Origin of the sequence: Antrihabitans auranticaus (genome assembly GCF_016481275.1) — a bacterium.
Lineage (GTDB): Bacteria > Actinomycetota > Actinomycetes > Mycobacteriales > Mycobacteriaceae > Antrihabitans.
Genome location: NZ_JAEMNW010000013.1, coordinates 74,316 through 94,013, shown reverse-complemented (window position 1 = coordinate 94,013; position 19,698 = coordinate 74,316). Strand labels below are relative to the sequence as shown.

At 65.6% G+C, this 19,698-nt stretch carries 14 protein-coding genes; 5 read left to right on the top strand and 9 right to left on the bottom strand.

Annotated elements, in window-relative coordinates; all coding sequences use genetic code 11:
- Positions 1-755, top strand: a 755-nt coding sequence (locus tag JGU72_RS29390) for an HNH endonuclease signature motif containing protein (protein ID WP_233533196.1), incomplete at its 5' end; no start/stop codon positions are given.
- Positions 756-896: 141 nt separating this feature from the next.
- Here the strand turns inward: JGU72_RS29390 and JGU72_RS29385 are convergent.
- Complete coding sequence (locus tag JGU72_RS29385; protein ID WP_307828660.1) at positions 897-1,727, bottom strand: alpha/beta hydrolase; 831 nt, start codon at positions 1,725-1,727, stop codon at positions 897-899.
- Positions 1,728-1,797: 70 nt separating this feature from the next.
- Here JGU72_RS29385 and JGU72_RS29380 point away from each other — a divergent pair, with 70 nt between their 5' ends.
- Positions 1,798-2,247 (top strand): cupin domain-containing protein, encoded by a 450-nt coding sequence (locus JGU72_RS29380; RefSeq protein WP_199687837.1) that lies wholly within the window; start codon positions 1,798-1,800, stop codon positions 2,245-2,247.
- A 3-nt stretch (positions 2,248-2,250) separates the two neighbouring features.
- On the top strand, positions 2,251-2,682 hold the full coding sequence (locus JGU72_RS29375; protein WP_199687836.1) for a cupin domain-containing protein: 432 nt from the start codon (positions 2,251-2,253) through the stop codon (positions 2,680-2,682).
- Here the strand turns inward: JGU72_RS29375 and narI are convergent, their stop codons facing one another.
- From narI to JGU72_RS30915, 7 genes are all read right to left on the bottom strand, one after another.
- Positions 2,683-3,426 carry a respiratory nitrate reductase subunit gamma gene (gene narI, locus JGU72_RS29370; protein WP_199687835.1) on the bottom strand — a complete coding sequence of 248 codons (744 nt, stop codon included), beginning with the start codon at positions 3,424-3,426 and terminating at the stop codon, positions 2,683-2,685.
- Positions 3,423-4,106, bottom strand: coding sequence for a nitrate reductase molybdenum cofactor assembly chaperone (narJ, locus tag JGU72_RS29365; RefSeq protein ID WP_199687834.1), 684 nt, complete (start codon positions 4,104-4,106; stop codon positions 3,423-3,425). Before narJ ends, narI begins: the two co-directional genes overlap by 4 nt.
- Positions 4,103-5,713, bottom strand: a complete 1,611-nt coding sequence (gene narH / locus JGU72_RS29360) for a nitrate reductase subunit beta (protein ID WP_199687850.1) — start codon at positions 5,711-5,713, stop codon at positions 4,103-4,105. Before narH ends, narJ begins: the two co-directional genes overlap by 4 nt.
- 12 nt (positions 5,714-5,725) lie before the next feature.
- Positions 5,726-9,382 carry a nitrate reductase subunit alpha gene (locus JGU72_RS29355; protein WP_307828659.1) on the bottom strand — a complete coding sequence of 1,219 codons (3,657 nt, stop codon included), beginning with the start codon at positions 9,380-9,382 and terminating at the stop codon, positions 5,726-5,728.
- A 287-nt stretch (positions 9,383-9,669) separates the two neighbouring features.
- On the bottom strand, positions 9,670-11,403 hold the full coding sequence (locus tag JGU72_RS29350) for an NTP transferase domain-containing protein (protein ID WP_199687848.1): 1,734 nt from the start codon (positions 11,401-11,403) through the stop codon (positions 9,670-9,672).
- Positions 11,404-11,453: 50 nt separating this feature from the next.
- Positions 11,454-11,759 carry an MGMT family protein gene (locus JGU72_RS29345; RefSeq protein ID WP_199687847.1) on the bottom strand — a complete coding sequence of 102 codons (306 nt, stop codon included), beginning with the start codon at positions 11,757-11,759 and terminating at the stop codon, positions 11,454-11,456.
- Positions 11,756-12,532, bottom strand: coding sequence for an alpha/beta hydrolase (locus JGU72_RS30915; protein WP_307828658.1), 777 nt, complete (start codon positions 12,530-12,532; stop codon positions 11,756-11,758). Before JGU72_RS30915 ends, JGU72_RS29345 begins: the two co-directional genes overlap by 4 nt.
- A gap of 60 nt (positions 12,533-12,592) precedes the next feature.
- On the opposite strand from JGU72_RS30915, the gene JGU72_RS29335 reads away from it, so the two are divergent.
- Both JGU72_RS29335 and JGU72_RS29330 read left to right on the top strand, forming a co-directional pair.
- Complete coding sequence (locus tag JGU72_RS29335; RefSeq protein WP_233533195.1) at positions 12,593-15,844, top strand: ATP-dependent helicase; 3,252 nt, start codon at positions 12,593-12,595, stop codon at positions 15,842-15,844.
- On the top strand, positions 15,841-19,182 hold the full coding sequence (locus tag JGU72_RS29330; protein WP_199687831.1) for an ATP-dependent helicase: 3,342 nt from the start codon (positions 15,841-15,843) through the stop codon (positions 19,180-19,182). The genes JGU72_RS29335 and JGU72_RS29330 overlap by 4 nt, the downstream gene beginning before the upstream one ends.
- On the opposite strand, the gene JGU72_RS29325 is transcribed toward JGU72_RS29330, so the two are convergent.
- The gene (locus JGU72_RS29325) at positions 19,179-19,586 is read right to left on the bottom strand and encodes a DoxX family protein (RefSeq protein WP_199687830.1); all 408 of its coding nucleotides are present in this window, start codon (positions 19,584-19,586) and stop codon (positions 19,179-19,181) included. The genes JGU72_RS29330 and JGU72_RS29325 overlap by 4 nt on opposite strands.
- Positions 19,587-19,698 lie beyond the last annotated feature (112 nt).

The window sequence follows — 19,698 nt, the reverse complement described above, 5'->3', positions numbered from 1 at the left end:
TGGCGCGGAAGGCGTTGGTGCATGTCATCGCGACTCGGGCGACCGTGGACGGTACGAGTGAGCAGCCGGGGTGGTTGGACGGGTTCGGCATCATCGACGCCGACCAAGCCCGCGATATCGCCGCGACTGCGACGATTCGGCCGTTGCTCGACCCCGACGGTGCTGCCGCCGCGAAGAACACAGCCGCGGCTGGTGTTACACCGACACATCAGATGGACACCGGTCAGGCCGATCCAGTCGATGACACCGCGTCGGCCATTGCTGCCGCCGCTGCGACACCCTCGGGCGACCCTCCTGAACAGTCTGCCGGTGGTTATCGGCCATCGGAACGACAGCAGGACTATGTGCGGGCGTTGTGGGGTTCCTGCATGTTCCCCCACTGCGATGTACCCGCCTGGGACTGCGATATCGACCACAACAAGGCCTACAACCACGTCAACCCCGCCGACGGCGGCCAGACTGCGGTCGAGAACTTGGGACCGTTCTGCCGTAAGCATCACCGCGGCAAGACGTTCGGTGGGTGGGAGCTGACCCGTCACGAGGACGGCACCCTGACCATCACCTCACCGCTCGGCATGACCTATCCGGTGGCGGCGACCGGCCCGATCCCGTTGCTCGGCGGCACAGAACCCACCCGCCCGGACACCGAACAGGTGCCCGACCCGAAGACCCGCACCAGGTCCGAACAACACGCCGCCCGGATCCGCAGCGAACGCGCCCACAACGCCGGCGACGACGAACCGCCACCCTTCTAAGACACCGTCCCGATCAGCCCGCCACCACCTGGTGGCGGGCTAGAAAGGCGTGCGTTCCGAACCCGCATGCTATGCTGACTACCCACAGCAATTGCGTGCAAGCCGAATAAGCAACCATCCGGCGGCGCACGTCCACGAACGCTAGAGCGCGAGTTGCCTTCCCAGGAAATCGATTTCGGCTGGCAACACCCGCCGCCAGTAGGTGGGATCGTGTCCGCCAGGACTGAATCCGCCTGCAGGAGAACGCGACAACCTTCCGACGAAGTCGACTGTCGCGGTGTAGAACGGGTCCGATTCGCCACAGTCGATCTGCAGCGGTATCGCCGACAGCTCGTCGACCCGGTCGAAGATGTCGAACGCCGCGTAGTCCGCAGCACCGTCGAACGCTCCCGGCGCCGTCTCGCTCGCCGACGTCCAGAGCGCGGGACTCACTGCGGCAATCGCGGCGACACGACCGGGTCCGAGTTGCGAACCGATCAGCAGCGCACCATATCCGCCCATCGACCACCCGAGTAGTCCGAGCCGTGAGGTGTCGAGGCCCATGAAGGTGAGCATGGGTATCAGTTCGTCGACCACCATCTTCGCAGCGTCTTCGCCCGACAATCGTCGATGGAAGTATCCATCTCCGCCGTCGACTCCGACGACCGCGAACGGTGGCACACCGCTCTCGACCGCTCGTCGGAGAGCATCTTCGGCACCCAGATCGAATGCCATCGAGTGATCCCCGCCCTTGCCGTGCAACGCGATGACCGGACGCAGCGGACCCTCCGCTTCCGGTCGGACCAGGGTCCAGGCCGTTTCGGCGCCGCCCCGCGCCATGGACCCGAAGGATCCGTTGATCGTCCCGGCGGGTTCGACGCGGCGCGTGGGCGGGGGAGGCGCGGGGAAGGTCGCCGCAGCGTCGTCGGCGGGTCGCGCGCACGCAGCCACCGCTGCTACAGCGCCCAACTGAAGGAGCTGTCTGCGGTCCATGGCTTCACTCGTACCAGATGGGAGTGCTGTCGCACCTACGGATTCGCCATACATGGACTAGCCTGTCGCCATGCATCGACTCCTGCGCGGTTCGCCCGTTCTTCTCGCCGCGTCCATCGCGATGATCCCGGCCGTCGCCGGCGCGACTCCCAGTTCCGGTGTCACCGCCCAGACGCTCACGCAGGGAGACATTCCGGCTGTGCTCGCGCCGTTCGTCGGTGGCGCCAAAAGCTTTGTCGTCCGGGAGATCACCATCGCCCCGGGCGGTACGACCGGATGGCACTTCCACGACGGCCGTGTCATGGGCGTCATTCGTCAGGGTGTACTCACCCACCCGGGACCCGACTGCGTGCCTGCGATCTACTCGGCCGGCGAGATCATCGACGAGGCTGCGGGTTCGTCCAACGTCCACGAGGGCAACAACCTCGGCACCGTGCCTGTCGTGATGGACGTCGTCTACTTCGTCCAGGAAGGCAAGCCCCTGTTCGAGGACGCACCCGCACCCGCCTGCGCGGAGTAGTCGATGCGCACCGTCACCGCCGGACTGGCACTGTCAGCAGCACTCTTGGCGCCGACAGCCGCCCACGCGACACCCAGTAGCGGCGTGACGGCGACGCCGCTGGCGCAAGGTGCAATTCCTGCGGCGTTGGTGTCCTACCTCGGCGACGTCACCGACTTCGCCGTCCGCGAGGTCACCATTGCACCTGGCGGGTCATCGGGCTGGCATTATCACGAGGGCCGGGTGATAGGCCTGGTTCGTTCGGGAGTGCTGACGCATCAGCGCGACAATTGCGCGGCACAGGTACTCCCGGCGGGCAGCCTCGTCGAGGTCGCGCCCGGCATTCACGACGATCGCAACCTCGGCTCCGAACCGCTCATTCTCGACGTCGTCTACCTGAACAAGCCGGGGAAGCCTGCTAATCAGGACGCACCCGCCCCGGCCTGCGAGGAGTAGCTACCAGCGCCGCGCCGGCGGCGCGACCGGTGATTCCCACGCCTTGGCGTAACGGCTCTTGGCGGGCGCGACGGGGTCCTTGCTGCGGTAGACGACGTAGGGCCGAACCAGGTAGCCGACCGGCGCACTGAACATGTGGACGAGGCGTGTGTACGGCCAGATTCCGATGAGCGTCAACACGATCAGATTGTGGACCTGGAAACTCAGCGGCGTGTTCGCCATCAGTTCGGGCATGGGGTGCACGCTGAACACGCTGCGGAACCAGGGTGACACCGTCTCGCGGTAGTTGTACGGACCGCCGATGAGGTTGCCGCCCACTGTGTTCCACATCCCGGACAGCAGTGCGGCGCCGAGCAGAACATACATGACGACGTCGCTGCGGCTCGTCGCCTTCCGCACCGCTTTGACCTTGATCCTTCGATACAACAGGATGCCGATACCAGCGATGACCGCTACGCCGGAGAGCGTTCCGCCGGTGACGGACACGATGTGGTACTGGTGCTCCGAGATGCCGATCGCGTGGGTCCAACTTTCCGGGATCAGCAAACCCATTGCGTGACCACCGATTACGGCGAGCATACCGAAATGGAACAGCGGGCTGCCGAGCTGCAACAGCTTGCTCTCGTGCAACTGCGAGGACCGCGTGGTCCAGCCGAACTGGTCGCTCTTGTAGCGCCAGATGTGGCCGAGCACGAACGACGTGAACGCGATGTAGGGAAGGGTCAACCACAGGAGGCTGTTCATCGCCGACCGCCCATCTCGGCCAGGTGCATCTGCGGGTCCATCGAGAACGGCTCCAGCCCGACTTCTTCGTCAGGCGGGCCCTGTGCGGCGAGTTCGGTGATTTTGCGGCGGTCTGCCGTGGTGATCGGCGGCAACGTCGCGCAGACGGCATCGAGTACCCCGGCATACGGAGACTCGCTGTCGTGCAACGAGAGTCGGAGCAACTCGAGAACCGGTACGTGCTCCCCGAGCAGGCGTTCACCGGCAACCGGATCGATCGTTGCGGCGAACTCCAGCACGACCGACAAGTGGTCGGGCAGTTCGTGATCGCCCAGCGTGACGCCCGCGGTCTTGTACGCATGCTTGAAGCGAAGCAGAGCCATCCCGCGTTTACGAGTGTCACCGTAGGCGTAGTACGTCAGGTGCAGGCAGCTGCGACGCTTCATGTCGAACGTGTCGACGTAAGACTTCGTCAACGTGAACCACGACGTTCGCTGCGCATGTTCGATGAACGACAGCAGTGGTCGACCCGTATGCTGCGGCAACGTTATTGCTGCCGTTTGCAATTGGTTGAGCATCGTCATCGTCTGCTCGGTCGGGTAGTCGAGCAGCAACGCGGCGATGCGCCACACGAGGCGCCGGTCGAGCTCGGCCATGTCGTCCGGTGCGGCGAGTTTGCGTCGCGGCTTGAGCAGACTCATCGAACCGTTTCCTTCTTCGGTAGCAGCCCGGTGGTGGATTTGCCGTCCCAGTTGAGGAGATTCAGCCGGGTCGACTTCTCCTCTGGTGCAGCACCGTTCACATCTTCGGGTTGTTGTGTGAGGTGAAATTTCTCGTCCATCGCATCGAAGGCCGACATGCCTGGTCCGCCGTCGCCATCGAGGCTGCAGCCGGTGGCGAGCGCGTCGAGACGATGCGCGTCGGTGCCTGCCCCGTTCGGAATGACGTAGCGATCCTCGTATTTCGCAATGGCCAACAATCGGTACATTGCCTCGATCTCGCCCTTCGACAGGCGAACCGATTCGGCAATACCGGAATCGGGCTCGTCGCCGAGATTGACCGACCGCATGTGCGAACGCATTGCCGCCAACCGCTGCAGTGCCGCACGGACCGGTCCGACGTCGCCCGCCGTGAACAGCTCGGCCAGGTACTCCACGGGGATTCGCAATGCGTCGATGGCGCCGAACAGATTTCGCGCGCTTTCGCCGTCGTGCCCGGTCTCCGACAGCACGTCGACCATCGGTGAGAGCGGTGGGACGTACCAGACCATCGGCATCGTCCGGTATTCCGGGTGTAGGGGAAGGGCAACCTGGTAGTCGACGATCAGCTTGTAGATCGGCGAATTCTGAGCCGCCTCGATCCACTCGGTGCTGATTCCCGCTCGTTCGGCTTCGGCAACGACACGCGGGTCGTGCGGATTCAGAAAGACGCCGAGCTGGGACGGGTAGAGATCCTTGTCGTCGGTCACCGAGGCCGCTTCGAGCACTTTGTCTGCGTCGTAGAGCATTACGCCGATGTAGCGCAGTCGGCCGACGCACGTCTCCGAGCACACTGTCGGGATTCCGACCTCGACGCGCGGGTAGCAGAACGTACATTTCTCGGCTTTGCCGGTCTTGTGGTTGAAGTAGATCTTCTTGTACGGGCAGCCCGTAACGCATTGGCGCCACCCGCGACACTTGTCCTGATCGACGAGAACGATGCCGTCCTCGCTGCGTTTGTAGATCGCGCCGGACGGGCAGGCCGCCGCGCACGCAGGATTGAGGCAGTGCTCACAGATGCGGGGGAGGTAGAACATGAAGGTCTGCTCGAACTCGAGCTTCACCTTCTCCGAAAGCCTGCCGAGCAGAGGGTCTTTCCCGACCTGTTCGGGACCGCTACCGAGGTCGTCGTCCCAGTTCGCGCCCCACGTGACCTTGGTGTCGTCACCGGTGATCAGCGACTTCGGTCGCGCGACCGGCGTCGTGTCACCCGCCGGTGCGGAGAGCAGGTTCTCGTAGTCGTACGTCCACGGGTCGTAGTAGTCCGACACCGTCGGGAGATCGGGGTTGGCGAAAATGTTCAGCAACCGGCGCAGGCGGGAACCTGTTCGCAGCGTGAGCTTTCCACGCTTGTTGAGAACCCAGCCGCCCTTCCATTTGTCCTGATCCTGGTACTGGCGCGGATAGCCCTGCCCCGGGCGGGTTTCCACGTTGTTGAACCACACGTACTCGACGCCGCCGCGGTTTGTCCACGCCTGCTTGCACGTGACACTGCAGGTGTGACACCCGATGCATTTGTCGAGGTTCATCACCATCGCCATCTGGGCCATGATTTTCATGCGTCAGTACTCCACTTCTTGCGAGCGCCTGCGGATTGTCGTGACCTCGTCACGCTGATTTCCGGTGGGGCCGTGGTAGTTCAGGGCAAACGACTGCTGGGCGTAGCCGCCGATCATGTGCGTCGGCTTGATCATGATTCGCGTCAGCGCGTTGTGGATGCCGCCGCGTTTGCCCGATTTCTCGGTGCGCGGTACGTCGATCGCGCGGTCCTGCGCGTGGTACATGAAGACCGTGCCCTCAGGCATGCGGTGGCTGACGATGGCGCGAGCATTGACGACGCCGTTGCGGTTGGTGCACTCGATCCAGTCGTTGTCGGCGACCCCGATCTTCGCAGCATCCTTGTCCGACATCCAGATACATTGCCCACCGCGGGAAAGCGTCAGCATGTGCAGGTTGTCCTGGTATGCCGAGTGGATCGACCATTTCGAGTGCGGCGTCAGGAAGCGAACCGTCACACCGGCATTCCCGACGTCGCCTACCGCGGGCTCCGAGAACAAGGCGGTCATGTCGAGGGGTGGCCGGAAGGTGGGCAGTTGCTCGCCCAGTTCCGACATCCAGTCATGATCGAGATAGAAATGCTGCCGACCGGTGAGGGTGTGCCACGGCTTCAGCCGTTCGGTATTGATCGTGAACGGCGAGTACCGCCTGCCGCCCGTTTCACTGCCCGACCACTCCGGCGAGGTGATGACCGGCACCGGACGAGCCTGTGTGTCCGCGAACGTGATTCGCTTGCCTTCGTGCTCGGCGGCGAGGTCGGCGAGCTTGGTACCTGTTCGCCGCTCCAGTGCTTCGAACCCTTCGACGGCAAGCCGGCCGTTGGTCGTCCCGGACAGCGCGAGGATCGTTTCCGCCGCATGCGTGTCTTTAGCGAGTGACGGTCGACCTGCGGCGACGCCGGAGGCGACCACGCCGTTGTGCCCCTTGAGGTACTCGACTTCAGCGTCCGGGTGTGTGGTGACGCCCTTCGTCGTCAGCCCAACGGCCTCGACCATGGGTCCGAGTGCCGCCATCTTCTCGGCGATTGCTGGATAGTCACGCTCGACGGTGATCAGACGCGGCATCGTCTTGCCCGGAATCGGTTCGCACTCTCCGGCTTTCCAGTCGAGCACCCGCCCACCAGGTTGGGCCGTCGCATCGTTCGTATCGTGGATCAGCGGAACGGCGACGACGTCCTTCCGAACGCCGAGGTGCTTCTCTGCGAGCCAAGAGAACCCGCGTGCAATGCGGTGGAAAGCCTCGAAGTCCGTCTTCGTCTCCCATGGCGGTGAAATCGCAGGTGAGAACGCATGGACGAACGGGTGCATGTCGGTGGACGAGAGGTCGTGCTTCTCGTACCACGTCGCAGCCGGTAGCACGATGTCGGAGAACAAAGTCGTACTCGTCATGCGGAAGTCCAGCGAGAGCAGAAGGTCCAGCTTGCCGACCGGTGCGTCCTTGCGCCACGTCAGCTCCTTGGGCCGGACGGTGTTCTGCTCTGTTGCAGCAACATTGGAATCCGTGCCGAGCAAGTGCTTCTGGAAGTACTCGTTGCCCTTGCCCGACGAGCCCAGCAGGTTGGCGCGCCACACCGTGAGCACACGAGGGAAGTTCTCCGGCGCATCGGGGTCTTCGCACGCGAAGCGCAGGTGCCCGGATTTGAGGCCGTCGACGACGTGGGTGGCTGCGTCCTTGCCGAGACGCTCGGCCTCGTCAGCGATGTCCAGCGGATTGCGGTTGAACGTCGGGTAACTCGGCATCCAACCGAGCCGGCTCGCCAGCGCGATGTTGTCCGCGGTTGTGCGGCCCGCAAACTGTCCGGTCGCGAGCGGTGAGGCCATGACGTCGGACGTGTAGGGGTCATAGCGCCACTGGTCGTTGGCGAGGTACCAGTAGATCGTGCCCTGCATCTGCCGCGCGGGACGTTGCCAGTCGGCGCCGAAAGCAAGTGTTGCCCAGCCGGTCACGGGACGGCACTTCTCCTGGCCGACGTAATGCGCCCAACCGCCGCCGTTGACGCCCTGGCAGCCCGTGAGCAGTGTCAAGGTGAAGAACGAACGGTAGATCTGATCGGAGTGGTACCAGTGGTTGGTTCCGGCGCCCATGAGAATCATCGAGCGGCCGCCCGACTTCTCGGCGTTGTCTGCGAACTCGCGTCCGATCCGGGCGGCCTGCTGGGCAGGTACGCCGGTGATCGCTTCTTGCCATGCGGGTGTGAAGGGCTGCGATCCGTCCTCGTAGCCGGTCGGCCAAGTGCCAGGCAGGTCCGGTCGACCTACCCCGTATTGGGCCAACAGCAGGTCGAACACGGTTGTCACACGTCGTCCACCAACGGTTTTGGTCGGCACGCCGCGTTCGATGATCGTCGGCGTATCGGTATCGAAGCGCGGAAGGGCGATCGTGACAGGATTCTCGCTGCCGAAGGTCAGTTGCGGCTCGACGCCTTCGAGATCGAGGTTCCACTTACCCATTCCCGACTGCGTGAAGCGATGTCCGAGTGAGCCGTTCGGCACGAATGGGTTGTTGTCGGTGTCGAGCAGAACAGTGCGAGAATCGCCGCCCTCGGACTCGTCGCCGAGATCGGCTGCGGTAAGAAACTTTCCGGGCAGCCATTTCCCGTCACGCTCTATCAGGGTGACGAGGAACGGTAGATCCGTGTACTTCTTGACGTATTCGAGGAACGGCGCGGTCGAGCGGTCGACGAAGAATTCCTTGAGTATGACGTGGCCCATCGACATGGCAAGTGCCCCATCGGTTCCCGGCCGGGCAGGCAGCCATTCGTCGGCGAACTTGGTGTTGTCGGCGTAGTCGGGGGACACGACGACGACCTTCTGGCCGCGGTAGCGCGCTTCGGTCATGTAATGCGCGTCTGGTGTTCGGGTGACCGGTACGTTCGAGCCCCACATGATGAGGTAGCCCGCGTCGAACCAGTCAGCCGACTCGGGGACGTCGGTCTGGTCGCCGTAGACCTGCGGAGACGCCACGGGAAGGTCGGCGTACCAGTCGTAGAACGACAGCATCGAACCGCCGATCAACGAGATGAATCGCGCGCCGACTGCATGGCTGACCATCGACATCGCGGGAATCGGCGAGAAGCCCGCAATCCGGTCCGGGCCGTAGCGCTTGATGGTGTGAACGTGTGCGGCGGCGGCGATTTCGGCTGCCTCCCACCATTCGGCACGAACGAAACCGCCCTTGCCGCGGCCGCTCTTGTATCGCTTCGACTTCTCGGGATCGTCGACGATATCGGCCCACGCTAGGACGGGATCCTTCAATCGCTCCTTGGCTTCCCGGTACATCTCGAGCAGCACACCGCGGATGTACGGGTAGCGAATGCGGGCCGGCGAGTACGTGTACCAGGAGAACGACGCTCCGCGGGGGCAGCCGCGCGGTTCGTACTCGGGCTTGTCCGCACCGACCGACGGATAGTCGGTCTGCTGCGACTCCCACGTGATCACGCCGTCCTTGACGTAGATCTTCCAGGAGCACGAACCGGTGCAGTTGACACCGTGCGTCGAGCGCACGACCTTGTCGTGTGCCCACCTGTCACGGTAGAAGTCGTCGGCGGATCGACCGCCGATCTGGTGCAGCGTACGGAGGTCGGCAGACGGCTCGCCACGGTTGAAGTACTTACCGATGCGCAGCAACGGATCGCCGAAATCGGCAGCGGGGGTATCCGGCACGGACGCCACCTTTCGAACGAATGTTCTACGAAATTGGGCTGGTTCAACGACTGTAGGTGCCGCTTGGAACGGGCTCCAAACTTGCCGAATGGATCGCACTTGCAGCCATTTTGGGGTGTGCGGAGGGCGTAACACCCCGGTTATCTTCGCGCGGCAATCCGAATTGAAGGAATCGACTGCGACCTGCGGAAACGGTAATCAGAAGCGCTGATCTGGCGCGTTTACAACGGCCTTTCCAGGCCTGCCGTCATCATTCGGAATCGCTGATTTATCGCACCGTTTACATTTCAGTTGGGGAAAATCACCAATTCGACTGTCGCGTTCACGACGGCATCCGGGGGGACGATTGCGAGTGCGTCCTGGCCGACGAGCCCCGCGAGATGCGCGGTTCGCGTAGACGCGGCGCCCTCCCACGAGCCGTCTTCGCGCCGCCTCGCGGGGACGATTCGAGTCGTGTTTCCGGCGACCTGATCGGCGTTGGCGAGTGTGCCGACCGTGCGGGGCCGCGGGGTCTTTCCGACGAGTCCGGCGACGATCGCCGGAGTCGTTGTCAACAGTGTCGATACTGCGGCGAACGGGTTCCCCGGCAAGCCGAGGACCACGCGACCATCCGGCAGTACCGCCGTCACCTGTGAGCCGCCGGGACGACAGCGGACCCGTTCGACGAGGACTGTCGCTGCCGCGCGCTCCAGCGCACCGCGCAGTTGATCGGCGGCGCCGCGACCCGTTGCGCCGACGATCACGATGAGGTGGGCCTCGACCGCGCGTGTCAGAACGTCGTCGAAGCCGTTCGGAGTGTCGCGCAGGTGCGCCTGTGTCGCGCTGCGAATTCCGCACCACGACAGGAACTCGTTCAAGACCGGACCCAACGAGTCTCTGGTCTGACCCGATCGCAACGGGCCATCGCGGCGGATCTCGTCGCCTGTCACTACGACATGCGCACGGACCGGTCCACGGACCTCCGCAGCTGTGACCTCGCCGCTCGCGGCTGCGGATACCACGGCCGGCGTGACGACCGAACCCGCCTGGACAAGTTCGAAGCCCGGCTGCCAGTCCTCACCGGCGCGGCGAATGTCGTCGCGCACAGGAGCTTCGGGCTTTCGCGAAAGGCGGCCGTATTCGGCGTCGGCGAACTCGTCGCGCAGGACGGACGTACTGCCATCGGGGACGTGTGCACCCGTCGCGATTCGCACGGCCTCGCCCGATTGCAGTGCGCTCGGGCGCGTCCCACCTGCGTAGCCGATCTCGGCTCGCAGTTGCCACGGCCCGTCGCCCGCTACGGCGTACCCGTCCATGGCAGACACGTCGAATCGCGGTAGGGGCGCCGCGGCTCGCACGGGTTCGGCAAGAGTTGCGCCGAGTGCGTCCAAAAGCGGGACTCGCCGCACGGGGAGGAGTGGAACGCCCTGCCGGACCGTTTCGCGGGCCGCATCGATGTCGGTCGCGGGTTTCGAAGCGATGGCGGCGGTGGCGCGGCGGACGTCCTCCTCGGTATCACAGTCCGAAACACCTTCCAGCCGAACAGTTTCAGCGTCATCCGGCAGCAGACTCTTCATCGATAGGTTCACCAGCGACGCCAAGCCGGCAACACGGTCGACAAGGAAGCTCTTGCGCCACACACCGACGAGATATTGGGGCCTGCCTGCGTCGTCGATCGCGAACGCGGCAGCTGCGGTAGTGCATCGGTCGGCAAGGGTCGACACGACTTCTGTTCGCACGAAAGGCATGTCGGCCGCGAGCACGGCAACCAACTCGGCACCGCCGGGAATCTCACGAAGGGCTGCACCGATTGCTGCGACCGGACCGCTGCCGTGCGGAACTTCCTGCGTCTGAATAATTTTCGACGGAAGCTCGGCCCGGTGCGGACCGACCACAACGGTCCGCTCACACTCCGCCGTCGCATCGAGTGCAGCCTGTAGCAGCGTGCGTCCACCGACCGAGATGGCGGGCTTGTCGACACCGCCCATCCGGCTTGCTCGCCCGCCGGCGAGGACGATCGCATCGATGCGCATGGCGACCATGCTGGCACACGCGGCTACTGCGCCGGTTGCGGAATGCATTGCAAACGACGTCAGTGCAGGTCGAAGCGAAAACGTGCGCCGAGCAGGTCGACTCGACCGTCCAGAATGGGGACGCCTTCGGTAGCCAGCCGGTCGAGTTGACGGTTGCGGAGATGTGGTGCGGGTTTGCCGCTCGCGCCGATCACCCGGTGCCAGGGAAGGTCGGCCGAATCGGTGCGCATGATCCAGCCGACGGTGCGCGGGCTGGACAGTCCGACTGCGGTGGCGATATCTCCGTACGTCGCCACCTTCCCCGGCGGAATCGACGCGACCAGTTCGCGGACGTGTTCGATCTCCTCTTCGGACGTAGCCATCAGAGCAGCGGTCGCACGATTTCCGCCGTCTCGCGCGGGCGGGACAGGGGCACCATGTGGTCGCAGTCGAATTCGTGGAGTGTGAAGTTGTCGCCGAGCTGCGTGCGCAGCGCTGCCTTGAATGCATCGGTGACATACGCCGGTTGCACCTTCATCGCCTGGACGAGTGCAACGCGCAAACCGGGTGGTGGAAGGACGAACTCGCGGGCGAGTTCACTCCAATAGCCGGTGATTGCGGGGATGCCCATACGCCATCCGACTCTGCCGTTGCGAGTCGTGCTGAGGTGCTCGTGGATTTCGGTATCGAGCAGCTCTTCGGGCACCTCGCCCCACGCACCGCTCAACTTGTCCGACCGGGCTTCCTCGACGTCGGTGTAATCGGGATATTCGACGGTTGACGTCGCGACCGTCAGCAGCTCTGCCGGTGGCAACGCGATCGCGGGATCGAGCAGAACGAGCGCCTTCACAAGTTGGGGGTGACTGGCTGCCAGATGCACACCGACCGCGCCGCCGAAGGAATGGCCGACGACCACCACCGGACCCGTACCTTCTGCTTCGAGCAGCGCGACGAGGTCGGCGACGATGGTCTCGAAGTTCCACGGCGGCGCCCAAGTCGACCGGCCGTGCCCGCGCAGGTCGGGAGCGATCACGCGCGCCTCCGCGAGATTCCCTTCGGCCAGGGGCTGCCAGCGTTTCCCGTGGCCGGTCAGGCCGTGCAGGGCGAGAACCGGCGGTCCGTCGGCAGGGCCGAAATGAAATACGTTGAGATCGGGCACGAAACCAGTGTGCCTCGAGAGTTGGAGTGCCTCGGGTGCTTGTCGGACCCTCGTGCTGGAATGCCTGACATGCCACTCGTCCACCGCACCGTCGTTCCCGCGCCGCCACGCGTCTGGGCGCTGGACGAACGGCGGCTGTTCGAGCCCGGTCGAGGCGGGCCCGGTTGGCAGCCGTGGCAGGTCCTCGGCGGACCCGGCACGGGCAAGACGGCGCTGCTCGTCGACCTCGCCGTGCAGCGCATCGCGGACGGCTCGGATCCGGAGTCGGTCCTCGTTCTCGCGGCGAACAAGCGCGCGGTCGTGGAGATTCGCGAGGCGATTTCGGCTGGGCTGCAGAGCGCGAGCGGGCGCGTGAGGTCCGGTGCTACGCGCGAGCCGCTGGTTCGGACAGTGCACTCCTACGCGTTCGCCGTGTTGCGGCTCCAGGCGGCCGCGCACGGCAACCCGCCGCCGCGGCTGATGACCAGTGCGGAGCAAGACGCTGCGCTGCGGGAAATGTTGCGCGGCGACATCGACGACGGTGCCGAACTCTGGCCCGAGCGGTTGCGGCCGGCCCTCGGCATGGCGGGCTTCGCGGCGGAACTGCGGAACCTGATGCTGCGGTGCGCGGAACGTGGGATCGGTCCGGAGGATCTCGTCAAGCTCGGCCGGCGGCACTCGCGACCGGAGTGGGTCGCGGCCGGCAAGTTTGCCCTGGCCTACGAACAGGCGACGTTGCTGCGCTGGTCGGTCGGAATCGAAGCTCCGGAGGCCACCGCACCTGCGTTGAGCGCCGCCGAGCTCGTCGGTGCTGCGCTGACGGCTTTCGCAGGCGATGCCCAGTTGCTGGCGCGCGAACGTGCCCGCATCCGGCATCTACTGGTCGACGATGCGCAGCATCTCGATCCGCAGGCAGCCGGCCTGGTCCGGGTGCTCGGCACCGGTTCCGATCAGGTAGTCCTGGCGGGCGACCCCGATCAGGCTGTGTTCACCTTCCGGGGCGCCGAGCCGACGATGCTTGCCGATCTCGTGGATCGAGACTCGCCGCAGCGAATCGTGTTGGCCACCAACTATCGTGCCGCATCCGAGCTGGCCGACGTGGCAGCCAAACTCGCTGCCCGGTTGCCGGGACTCTCGCGGCACAGGGGTCCGATGGTGCCCGAGAGCGCGCCGGACGGCAGCGTGGCAGTCCGAGTCCTTGCGACGGTCGCGAAGGAGGCAGCGCTGATTGCGGACACTATGCGCCGGGCCCATCTGCAGGACGGCGTGCCGTGGTCGAACATGGCCGTGATCGTCCGGTCGGTACCGCTGTCGTACGCACCGCTGCGCAGGGCACTTTCGGCGGCGGGCGTTCCTGTCACCACCGCGGTGTCGGAACTTCCGCTCGCGCGCCAGCGCGGTGCGGCCTGGCTCCTGCTCGTTCTGCAGGCGACGAGCGCCGAGTTCTCGGGCGACGATGCGATCGCCTTGTTGTCGAGCCCACTCGGCGGTGCAGATCCGGTTGCGTTGCGGCGCTTGCGGCGTGGTCTGAAGCGGATCGAGATGAAGCGCGGCGGCGACCGCGAGTCGACCGAGCTGTTGCGACTGGCGATGTCGGGTGCTGTCGACGTCGCGGAACTGCTCACCGACCTCACCGACATCGAGGCAGCGCCGCTGCGCAGGGTGCTCAAGGTCCTCGGTCGGGCGCGGTCGGCAGGCGGACGCGGCGACGGCGTCGAAGACGTGTTGTGGCTTGCCTGGCAGTCGAGCGGTCTGGAACGCAAGTGGTCGGCCGCATCGCGGCGGGGCGGCTCGGTTGGGTCGCAGGCGGACAGAGATCTCGACGCGGTCGTCGCACTGTTCGAGTCGGCCGCGAACTACGTGGACCGGTTGCCGCGGGCGAACCTTCATGGCTTTGTCGATTATGTTGTGCGCCAGGAAATCCCCGGTGGCGCGGGCAAGCCTGGTGGCAGTGCCGACGCGGTGACCATTCTCAGCGCTCACGCCAGCGCCGGGCGGGAATGGGAGGTCGTTGCCGTTGCGGGTGTGCAAGAGGGGATCTGGCCGAGTCTGCGCGCGCGGGGGAGTCTGCTGGGAACGGACGCCCTCCTCGAGATCGTGTCGGGTGTCCGCACTGCGGTCGGCGAACGGGTTTCGCGCACTGCGCCGCTGCTCGCCGACGAGCGGCGATTGCTGCTGGTCGCCTGTAGTCGTGCGCGTCGCAGCCTGCTGATCACCGCCGTCGACTCGGCGTCGGGGGATCGCGACCTGACGCCTTCGCGTTTCATGGATGAATTGCTCGGTGTCACAGACGAATCCGACGATGCTCTCGTTGTGCCCGAGCCTGCTGCGGATACTCGGCTACTCGCACTGCCCGAGTTGGTTGCGCAGTTGCGTGCCGTCGTGTGTGATGCGGAGGTTGCTGAGACCGACCCGCAGCGCCATGCCCGTGCAGTGAAACAACTTGCACGACTGGCGAAAGCCGGTGTTCGGTTCGCGCACCCGGATCAGTGGTACGGCGTTCCCGCTCCGAGTACCGATGCGCCGCTGTGGAATCCGACGGACGGCCCGGTACCGCTGTCGCCGTCGACGGTCGAACTGCTCAATGCGTGCCCGCTGCGCTGGGCGCTCGAACGCAACGGCGGCACCGACGGCGACAACCTGCGGGCGGTCACCGGCACGCTGGTCCACACCCTCGTCCAGGCCATTGCGGGTCGCATCCCGCCGGAGGAGGTCCGCCAGGCGATGGAGAAAGCCTGGGAGGCATTGGATCTGGGGTCGGACTGGTACTCGCGGCAGGAGCTGCGCCGTACCGCGGCCATGCTGGACAACTTCGAGGCGTGGCTACGGAACTCACGTTTCGAACTCACCGAAGCGGGTACCGAGGTCGACGTCGACTGTGTACTCGAACCGCGGGACGAGACTGATCCAGCGGTCCGCATCCGTGGGCGAATCGACCGCCTCGAGCACGATCCCGACGGGCGGCCGGTCATCATCGACGTCAAGACCGGTAAGACGCCGGCGACAAAACAGGACGCGGCGCACCACGCGCAGTTGGCGACCTACCAGGTGGCTGCCGCCGAAGGCGGCATCTCGGGGGAGCCCGCAGCGGAGCCGGGCGGCGGCCGGCTCGTGTACGTCGCGAAGCCGCACCAGAAAGACGGTGCGCCGCAACGGATGCAGTCCGCACTCGACGCAGAGGGCCTGGCGCAGTGGCGCGACACGATTCACGACGCCGCGACCGCGACACGCGGACCGAACTACCTCGCCGTCGTGAACGACGGGTGCAGGCATTGCCCGGTCGCCGCGAGTTGCCCGGCACAAGACAGCGGAAGACAGGTCACCAACGGATGAGTCCCGTCAGCCCCGCCGCAATCGCCGATGCCCTCGGCCTGCCCCGGCCGACCGCTGAGCAAGAGGCCGTCATCGCCGCGCCGCACGGTCCCACGCTGGTGATCGCGGGCGCAGGCGCAGGAAAGACGGAGACGATGGCCGCGCGCGTGGTCTGGATGGTTGCGAACAGGCAAGTCGAGCCCGACGAGGTGCTCGGTCTCACCTTCACCCGAAAAGCCGCGCAGCAGCTCACCGCTCGTATCCGCACCAGACTGGCGCGGCTTGCGGGATCGCCGCTGGTCCGTGCAATCGACCCCTCGGGTGAGTTGCGTTCTACGATCGTCGCGGGCAATCCGGAAGTGAGTACCTATCATTCGTATGCAGGCCGCCTACTCGGCGAACACGGCCTGTTGTTGCCGATCGAACCGTCGGCGACACTGCTCAGCGAAACGCAACTGTGGCAACTGGCCTATCGCGTCGTCTGCGCGTGGGACGGCGATCTCGATACCGAGCGCGGTCCGGCCGGTGTCACCGAAGCTGTCCTTGCATTGTCGGGTCAACTCGCCGAGCACCTCGTCGAACCGGACGACCTGCGCCAGGCGCACACCGAGTTGGACAAGCTGATCCACACACTTCCTGCGGGCCCGCGGCAACGCGGCGGGCCGACCAAAGATCTACTGGGAATACTCGAAACGCAAACCGAGCGCGTGGAACTGCTTCCGCTTGTTCGCGAACTCGCGAGCGCGCTCGCAAAGCGTGGTGCTCTGGATTTCGGCAGTCAGATGTCCTTGGCTGCTCGGCTCGCAGCAGAACACCCGGAGGTAGGACTGGCTGAACGATCGCGATTCCGCCTCGTCCTGCTCGACGAGTACCAGGACACCGGCCACGCGCAACGAGTGCTGCTGGGATCGCTGTTCGGCGAGTACGAGAGCCGTCACAAGCGGGCCAGAACGGAGCGGCGCCTGGCGGTCACCGCGGTCGGGGACCCCATGCAGTCCATCTACGGTTGGCGCGGTGCGTCGGCGGCAAACCTGCCGCGGTTCGCGACCGACTTCCCGCGTGCGGCTGGCAAACCGGCCTGGACCATGCAGCTGTCGACGAGCTGGCGCAACCCGCCCGAAGCGCTCGCATTGGCCAACCTCGTAGCGGAACCATTGCGCCACAAGGGTGTTCAGGCGGCGCAGCTGCGTGCCCGGCCCAACGCGGTGGACGGTGACGTGCGCTTGGCGCTCACCGACACAGTCGCGGCCGAACGAGCCTGGATCGCGGAGCGAATCGCCGGTGAGTACGCCGCTGCTCGTGGGGCAGGCCGACCCGTGCCGACTGCGGCGGTCCTGGTCAGGCGCAACGCGGATTCGGCGCCACTGGCCGAAGCGCTACGTGCGGTGGGGCTCCCGGTCGAGGTCGTCGGACTGGGCGGACTCCTGCAGACTCCCGAAGTCGCCGACGTCGTCGCGATGCTGCGGATGATCGCCGACCCCGCGGCCGGGAACTCCGCGGTCCGAGTCCTGACGGGCGCACGTTGGCAACTCGGGATCGCCGACATTCGCGCCCTGTACCGGCGCGCTCGCGAACTGTCGATCGGCCGCCCGGTCTTCGGCGGCGCGCTGACCGATGCCGGCGCCCTGACGGGCGCACTGGCGAGCGCGGTTCCCGGCGAACAGTCCGAGGCAGCCGGGCTCGTCGACGCGATTGCCGACCCCGGTGCAGCGGAACGCTATTCGGCTGCCGGCTACGAACGCATCGGCGCACTTGCCAGTGAACTGGCAGGCCTGCGCGAGCGAATCGGGCAGCCGCTGACCGAATTGGTCGCCGACGTCGAGCGCCTCACCGGAATCGGAATCGAAGCCCAGTCACGAAGTAATGCAGGCGGTTTCGGTGCCGGACGGGAGCACCTCGACGCGTTTGCAGATGTGGTCTCCGGGTATGCGAGTGACGGTTCGGCGAATCTCGGTGGGTTGCTGGCCTTCCTCACTGCTGCTGAGAAGATCGAGAACGGTTTGGAGCCAGGCGAAGTGGAGGTCGCACCGGACCGGGTCCAGGTACTGACGGTGCACTCGGCGAAGGGCCTCGAGTGGGAGGTCGTCGCGGTTCCCCACGTCGTGCAAGGTGTGTTCCCATCGTCGACCGCGTCGGCAACGTGGTTGGGTGCGCTGGGCGAGCTGCCACCCGCACTGCGCGGCGACAGGGCCGGTGACGGCGAGGGTGCCGACGGCGTTCCGGTTCTCGACCTCGACTCGCTGAACAGCCGCCCAGACCTCGAGGCCGCGGTCAAGTCGCACAAAGCTGCCCTCGCACGCCGCAAGGGTGAGGAAGATCGCCGACTGTTCTACGTGGCGGTGACGAGAACCGAACGGGTACTTCTGGTCTCGGGTCACCACTGGGCCGAATCCGGTTCGAGTCCGAAGGGGCCGTCGGAATTTCTCCTCGAGCTCGAGCGGGCCGTTCGCGAGTTCGGCAATGGGACGATCGACCGCTGGGACGAAGTACCGGAGCCCGGCAGCGCGAATCCGCTCACGCTCGCGCCTGTTTCGGCGCCCTGGCCGCGCGACCCGCTGGGAGACAGGCGTGCCGCCGTCATCGCCGGAGCCGCCGCGGTTCGGGCTGCGCTGGAGGTCGGTGGCGCGGATGCGGACGATATGCCGGACGACCCGGAGGACCTCGACAACTGGGCTGCCGATGTCGACGCCCTGCTCGCCGAGCGTGCGGCACACGGGGACCGGCACGTGGACGTCGTTCTGCCCAAACAGCTGTCGGTCACCCAGCTCGTCGAGCTGAAGGCCGACCCGGACCGGCTGGCCCAGCGCCTGCGCCGTCCGCTCCCGTATCCGCCCAACCCGCTGGCGCGCCGAGGCACGGCATTTCACGCGTGGGTCGAACGCCGTTTCGGTGCAACGCGATTGCTCGATCTAGACGAGCTGCCCGGCGCCGCCGATACCGGCGCGAGCCCGGACTCGGAGCTAGCCCGGTTGAAAGCGAAGTTCCTCGAATCGGCCTGGTCGGAGCGCAGCCCGATGGAGGTCGAGGTGCCGTTCGAAACGTCGGTCGGCGGCACGATCGTGCGCGGGCGGATCGACGCGGTCTTCGCCGAACGAGATGGCGGTTGGACGGTCGTCGACTGGAAAACCGGCGCGGAACCGACTCCTGCCGAAGAGAAATCGGTCGCGGTTCAGCTGTCGGTCTATCGGCTGGCGTGGGCGAGACTCGAATCTGCGCGCTCGGGAGAGCCGGAGGACAGCATCCTGTCGCGCGTCCGCGCGGCATTCCACTATGTGCGGACCGGCCGGACCATCGCTCCGGCAGATCTGCTCGATGCCGAGCAGCTGCGCGTGCTGATCGAATCCGCTGGGCAGAGTTAGGCGTTGCGCCGTGCCTTCAACGCCTCGGTCACCATCGGTAACTGCATCGGCAGACGCAACATGACGCCGATCTTCAGCGGCAGCGGGATCTTCGAATTACGCCACCAATCGACAGTCATCTGGACGTTGGCGGGGAAAACCGCCAGGAAGAGAACGGCAGCCAATCCGCTTGCGAGACGTCGCGTACGTGGGACCAGGACGCCTGCGCCGATTGCCAATTCGGCGACACCCGAAATGTTGGTGTACGTCCGTGCCTCACCTGGCAGCGAAGGCGGAACGATCGAATCGAACTGCTTCGGAATGACGAAATGCATCGTTCCGGCTCCGAGCAGCAAGATGCCGATGCGATACGCGGCGGCTTGGCTGGGTCGGCGATCGGGAAGGACAACTGAAGGCAGGGACATGACTACACAATGCCCGGTGCGAGCCGAGAGCGCCCGACGCACCCGGCTGAGCGAAAGTAGGCGCCTGGTCACTTCGCGTCACAATCGGGACTAAGCTGCCAGCCGATGTCTG